The 7,299-nt window shown below is 65.7% G+C and carries 1 protein-coding gene; it reads left to right on the top strand.

Annotated features, from left to right (window positions below):
* On the top strand, nucleotides 1–7,299 hold a 7,299-nt coding region (locus tag BFQ01_RS02600), incomplete at both ends, for a non-ribosomal peptide synthetase (RefSeq protein ID WP_141691238.1).

The raw sequence follows: 7,299 nt of genomic DNA on the forward strand, positions 1-7,299 counted from the left end.
AAAAGCGGCGCGGCCTATGTGCCCCTGGACCCGAACTATCCCGCCGACCGCCTGGCCTACATGCTGGCGGACAGCCGCCTGGACCTGTTGCTCAGCGAAGCCGGGTTGCTGGCCGACCTGCCGCTGCCGCAAGGGCTGGCCCGTCTGGACTTCACCGTCTCCGGTACCGAGCTGGCCGGCTACCCTGCCAGCAACCCGCTCACCCAGGCTGCCGCTGCCGATCTGGCGTACGTAATCTACACCTCGGGCTCCACCGGCCAACCCAAGGGCGTGGCCATCGACCATGCGGCCCTCGGCCAATTCTGCGACAGCGCCGAGGTCTACAGCCAACTGTGTGCAGAGGACCGCGTGCTGCAGTTCGCGACCTTCAGTTTCGACGGCTTTGTCGAACAGTGCTACCCGCCGCTGTGTGTGGGCGCCGCGCTGATCATGCGTGGCGATGAACTGTGGGATGCCGGGCAACTGGCACGGGAAATCGTCGAGCAGGGCGTGACCCTGGCTGACTTGCCGGCGGCCTACTGGTACCTGTTGGCCAAGGAGTGCGCGGCCGATGGTCGCGCCCTGGGTAACCTGCGCCAGGTGCATGTGGGCGGCGAGGCCATGTCGGTGGAAGGGCTGCGCGCCTGGCACGCGGCCGGCCTGGGCGGCGTGCGCCTGGTCAACACCTACGGGCCGACCGAGGCCACCGTGGTGTCCAGCGTGCATGAGTGCCAACTGGCGGATGCCAGTGATGCGTTCGGTGTGCCGATTGGCCGGGCGAGCGATGGTCGCTCGCTGTATGTACTCGACAGCGGTTTCGAGCTGTTGGCCACCGATGGCGTTGGCGAGCTGTGCATCGGTGCCGAGTTCGGCCTGGCCCAGCGTTACTTCGACCGCCCGGCGTTGACCGCCGAGCGCTTCCTGCCGGATCCGTTTTCGACGGTTCCCGGTGCGCGACTCTACCGCAGTGGCGACCTGGCCCGTTACAACGAGGCGGGCGCCTTGGAGTACGTGGGGCGTATCGACCATCAGGTGAAGATCCGCGGGTTCCGTATCGAAATGGGCGAAATCGAGGCCAGCCTGCAAGCCCTGCCGTGGGTGCGCGAAGCTGCCGTCGTTGCGCAGCCGAGTGCCACCGGTACGCAGTTGGTCGCGTACGTGGTCGCGGCCCACGGCCAACCCCTGGATACCCAGGCGCTGGCGGCGGTCTTGCGCCAGTCCTTGCCGGATTACATGGTGCCGGGGCATTGGCTGGTGCTCGATGCCCTGCCGCTGAACAACAACGGCAAGCTTGACCGCCGCGCACTGCCGCTGCCGGACCTGAGCCAGGCGCGACACGCCTACCGCGCTCCGCAAAGCCCGCTGCACATGCAATTGGCGGCGATCTGGCAAACGGTGTTGCACGTCGAGCAGGTGGGGCTCGATGACCATTTCTTCGAACGCGGTGGCCATTCGTTACTGGCCACTCAGGTGATCTCCCGCGTGCGTCACGACCTCAAGCTGGACGTGCCGTTGCGAGCGTTGTTCGAGCAGCCGACGCTGGAAGCGTTCGCGGCGGCCTGCGCAGGGGTGCAGGCCGGCACTGCCAGCCCGATGGTGGCGCTGGGGCGCGACCGTCCGTTGGCACTGTCCTTCGCCCAGGAACGCCAATGGTTCCTTTGGCAACTGGATCCCTGCAGCGCTGCCTACCACGTACCGACCGCATTGCACCTGCGCGGTGAGCTGGATATCCCGGCACTGGAGCACGCGTTCCAGGCCCTGGTGCAGCGTCATGAACCGCTGCGTACCACCTTCGTGGAAGAGGCTGAGCACACCTGGCAGGTCATCCAGCCCAACCTGGCGATGGTGATCCAACGCCAGCAGGTGCAAGACTCGGCCATCGAGCAGGCGGTCGCGCAAGAGATCCAACGCCCGTTCGACCTGCTCAACGGTCCGCTGATGCGCGTCATGCTGCTGGAGATCACGGCCGCGCACCATGTGCTGGTGATCACCCAGCACCACATCATCTCCGACGGCTGGTCGATGCAAGTGATGGTCGACGAACTGCTGGCGCTGTATCAAGGCCAGGCGCCGTTGCCGGCCTTACCGATCCAGTACGCCGACTATGCCGTGTGGCAGCGCGATTGGATGGCGGCCGGGGAGAAACAACGCCAACTCGATTACTGGCGTGCGCGCCTGGGCACCGAACACGCGGTGCTGGAACTGCCCCTGGACCACCCGCGCCCGGCGGTGCAAAGCCAGCGCGGTGCGCGTCGGCGTGTACACCTGGATAACGCCCTGGTGGCCGAGCTCAAGGCACTCGCCCAGCGCCAGGACGTGACTTTGTTCATGCTCCTGCTGGCGTCGTTCCAGACGTTGCTGCACCGCTACAGCGGCCAGGCCGAGATCCGCGTCGGGGTGCCGATCGCCAACCGCAATCGCCTGGAAACCGAGCGTCTGGTTGGCTTCTTCGTCAACACCCAGGTGCTCAAGGCCGACCTGCACGGGCAGATGGCCTTTGACCAGTTACTGGCCCAGGTCAAGCAACGTGCCCTGGAAGCCCAGGCTCATCAGGACTTGCCGTTCGAACAACTGGTAGAAGCGCTGCAACCGGAACGCAGCCTCAGCCATAACCCGTTGTTCCAGGTGATGTTCAATCACCAGGACAACCTGCGCGCCGGCCCGGTGCAACTGCCTGGCCTGGCTCTGCAGCCGGTGGATTGGACCGGTCACACGACCCAGTTCGACCTCAACCTGGAAACCGAGGAGTCCGTCGACGGCCTTTGGGCATCCCTGACCTACGCCACCGACCTGTTCGACGCCGCCACCCTGGAGCGCCTGGCCGTGCACTGGCAGAACCTGCTGCGCGCAGTGGTCAACGATGCCTCCCAGGCCCTGGACGAACTGGCGATGCTCAGCCCATCGCAATGGCAGCAGATGGTCGAAGACTGGAACCACACGACCGTCGACTACCCACGCGAGCGCTGTGTCCACCAGTTGTTCGAAGCACAAGCCCTGACACAGCCGCACGCCATCGCGCTGCAATTTAATGGCGAGGCCGTGAGCTACAGCGAACTCAACCGCCGCGCTAACCGCCTGGCCCATCGCCTGATCGCGGCGGGCGTTGGCCCGGACGTGCGGGTGGCGGTGCATGTGGAGCGTTCCCTGCACATGGTGGTCGGCCTGCTTGCGACCCTCAAGGCCGGTGGCGCCTATGTGCCGCTGGACCCGCAATTCCCGGCGGAGCGCCTGGCCTTCATGCTCGAAGACAGCCGCGCCCAGGTGCTGCTGACTCAGTCGCCGCTGATTGGGCGCCTGGTGCAACCGCAAGGCCTGCCGGTGCTTTTGGTCGAGGACGCCGGCGGTGACGAACACAACCCGCAGGTCAGCGTCACGCCGCAACACCTGGCCTATGTGATCTACACCTCCGGCTCCACCGGCAAGCCCAAGGGCGTGATGGTGCCGCACCAGGCGCTGTGCAGCTTTACCTGCGGCATGGCCGGCACCCTGGACATCGGCGCGCAGGCGCGGGTGCTGTCGCTGACGACGTTCTCGTTCGACATCTTTGCCCTGGAGCTGTACGTGCCGCTGACAGTCGGCGCCACGGTGCTGCTGAGCGGTCAGGAACTGGCGCTGGACCCGGAGGCGATAATCGACCTGGTCACCGCCCAATCCGCCAGCGTACTGCAAGCCACGCCGTCCACCTGGCGTATGCTGCTGGAAAGCCCACGTGCCGATGTGCTGCGCGGTATCAAGTGCCTGTGCGGCGGCGAAGCGCTGCCGGCCGATCTGGCCCAGCGCATGCTCGACCTGCAAGGCCCGGTATGGAACCTCTATGGTCCCACCGAAACCACCATTTGGTCGGCGGCCCATCGCCTGCTGGAGGCGCAACCTTTGGTCGGGCGCCCGATCGCCAACACCGCGTTGTTCATCCTCAATGCCGGGCTCAGTCCATGCCCGGTGGGTGCGGCCGGTGAACTGCTGATCGGCGGCGTCGGCCTGGCACGCGGCTACCACGCGCGGCCAGCCCTCACCGCCGAGCGTTTCGTGCCCAACCCGTACGGCGCGCCGGGCGAGCGCCTGTACCGCACCGGCGACCTGGCACGCTACCGTGCCGACGGCGTGGTGGAGTACATCGGCCGGGTCGACCATCAGGTCAAGGTGCGCGGTTTCCGTATCGAACTGGGCGAAATCGAAGCCTGCCTGCGCGAGCATGAAGGCGTTCGCGAAGCCGTGGTGCTGGCCGACAACGACCGCTTGATCGCCTACCTGGTGACGTCTGCGGCACAGCCGGCGCAAGCCTACACAGCGGCCTTGCGTGAGCGCCTGCCGGACTACATGGTGCCGGCGCACGTGATGTTCCTCGACAGCCTGCCCTTGACCCCTAACGGCAAGCTCGACCGTAAGGCCTTGCCCAAGGTCGATACCCGCCTGTTGCTGAAAAGCCATGTGGCCGCCGTCACCCCGCGCGAACAACAGGTCGCGGCGATCTGGGCCGAGGTGCTGGGCGTGCCCCAGGTCGGCCTTGACGACCATTTCTTCGAGCTGGGCGGGCATTCGCTGCTGGCTACGCGGGTGGTATCGCGGGTGCGCCAGGCACTGGCGCTGGAAGTGGCGCTCAAGACCCTGTTCGAACACCCATTGCTGGGTGACTTCGTGGTGGCCCTGGGTGAGGAGGGCGTGGTCGCGCCGGCGCTGCTCAAGGCCGATCGCAGCCAGCCGTTGCTGCTGTCGTATGCCCAGGAACGCCAATGGTTCCTCTGGCAACTCGACCCCGAAAGCGCCGCGTACCACATCCCCAGCGCCCTGCGTTTGACAGGCCCGTTGGACCTGGCGGCGCTGCAACGCAGCTTCGACACCTTGCTGGCACGCCATGAAAGCCTGCGCACCCATTTGCGCCAGGACGCCGCCGGTACGGTCCAAGTGATTGAAGACTCGGGCCTGATTGAAATCGATTTGGTCGACACCGATGAAGCCAGCCTCAAGGCACGGGTGGCTGACGTCGTTGCGCAGCCATTCGACCTGCTGCGCGGGCCGTTGCTGCGGGCCCGGTTGCTGCGCCTGGCCGAGGACGAACATGTGCTGGTGCTGGTGCAGCACCATATCGTCTCCGATGGCTGGTCGATGCAACTGATGGTCGAGGAGCTGGTGCAACTGTACGCCGCCTTCAGCCACGGGCAGACGCCAGCCCTGCCGGCCTTGCCGATCCAGTACGCCGACTATGCCGTGTGGCAGCGCCAATGGATGGAGGCGGGAGAGAAGGCCCGTCAACTGGCCTACTGGCGTGAGCAGTTGGGCGGTGTGCAGCCTGTGCTGGAATTGCCTTTCGACTACCTGCGCCCGGCCGTGCAAAGCCATCGCGGCGCTCGCCTGGGCATCGAGTTGCAACCGCAGCTGCTGGCCGGTTTGCGTCGCCTGGCGCAGAGCGCCGGAGTGACGTTGCCGATGGTGCTGCTGGCGTCCTACCAGGCGTTGCTGCACCGCTACAGCGGTCAGGAAGACGTGCGTGTCGGGGTGCCGATTGCCAACCGCAATCGCCTGGAAACCGAGGGGCTGATCGGTTTCTTCGTCAATACCCAGGTGCTCAAGGCCGATATCCACGGGCAGATGAGCGTTGTGCAACTGCTGCAACAGGTACGCCAACGTTCCCTCGAAGCCCAGGCCCACCAGGACCTGCCGTTCGAGCAGTTGGTCGAAGCGCTGCAGCCCGAGCGCAGCATGAGCCTGAGCCCACTGTTCCAGGTGATGTTCAACCATCGCGTGACCTCGGCAGCCAATCACCTGCAGCGCCTCACCGAACTGGACGTCGAGGTGCTGAGCTGGGATGAAGGCGTGGCCCAGTTCGACCTGGCACTGGACGTGGAGGAAAGCCAGGCGACCCTGCGTGCCTCCCTGAGCTACGCCACCGATCTGTTTGCCCCAGCCACTATTGAGCGCATGGCCGGCCACTGGCAAAACCTGTTGCAGGCGATGGTTGCCGACCAACAGCAATCCATCAGCCAACTCAACCTGCTGGGCCAGGATGAGCAACGACACATCCTGCAGCTGTGGAACCAGACTGACGCCGGCTTCTCGGCCGAGCGTCTGGTACACGAAATGGTTGCCGACCGCGCCGCCGAAAACCCCGCTGCGGTGGCGATCAAGTTCGATGCGCAAACCCTGAGTTATGGCGAGCTGGACCGCCAGGCCAACCGCCTGGCCCATGCCCTGATCGCCCGTGGCATCGGCCCCGAAGTGCGCGTGGCAATTGCCATGCCGCGCAGTGCCGAGAGCCTGGTGGCGTTCCTCGCTGTGATGAAAGCCGGCGGTGTGTATGTGCCGCTGGATATCGAATACCCACGTGATCGCCTGCTGTACATGATGCAGGACAGCCGCGCGAAGTTGCTGCTGACCCACACCAGTGCGTTGCCGCAACTGCCGATTCCCGAGGGCCTGGACAGCCTGGCCATCGATCGCACCGAGGCGTGGGCCGACTACAGCGACACCGCGCCGGAGGTAAAACTGCACGGCGACAACCTTGCCTACGTGATCTACACCTCCGGCTCCACCGGCCTGCCCAAGGGCGTGGCGGTGTCCCACGGCCCGTTGGTGGCGCACATCATCGCCACCGGCGAGCGTTATGAAACATCGCCGGCCGATTGCGAACTGCACTTCATGTCGTTCGCCTTCGACGGCTCCCACGAAGGCTGGATGCACCCGCTGATCAACGGCGCCAGCGTGCTGGTCCGTGACGATAGCCTGTGGTTGCCCGAGTACACCTACGCGCAGATGCACCGTCACAACGTGACCATGGCGGTGTTCCCGCCGGTGTACCTGCAACAACTGGCCGAGCATGCCGAGCGCGACGGTAATCCACCGAAAGTGCGTGTGTACTGCTTTGGCGGCGATGCGGTGGCGCAAGCCAGCTACGACCTGGCCTGGCGCGCGCTTAAGCCGACCTACCTGTTTAACGGTTACGGCCCGACGGAAACCGTGGTCACGCCGCTGCTGTGGAAAGCCCGTCGAGGCGATCCATGCGGTGCCGTCTACGCGCCAATCGGTACGTTGCTGGGCAACCGCAGCGGCTACGTGCTGGACGCGCAACTCAACCTGCAACCCATCGGCGTCGCCGGTGAGTTGTACCTGGGCGGCGAGGGCGTGGCCCGTGGATACCTGGAACGTCCGGCGCTGACCGCCGAACGCTTCGTGCCGGACCCGTTCGGCAAGCCGGGCAGTCGCGTGTATCGCAGCGGCGACCTGACCCGTGGCCGCCCGGATGGCGTGGTGGATTACCTCGGGCGTGTCGACCACCAGGTGAAGATCCGTGGTTTCCGCATCGAACTGGGGGAAATCGAAGCGCGC

Origin of the sequence: Pseudomonas sp. 8 R 14 (assembly GCF_900005955.1) — a bacterium.
GTDB lineage: Bacteria > Pseudomonadota > Gammaproteobacteria > Pseudomonadales > Pseudomonadaceae > Aquipseudomonas > Aquipseudomonas marginalis.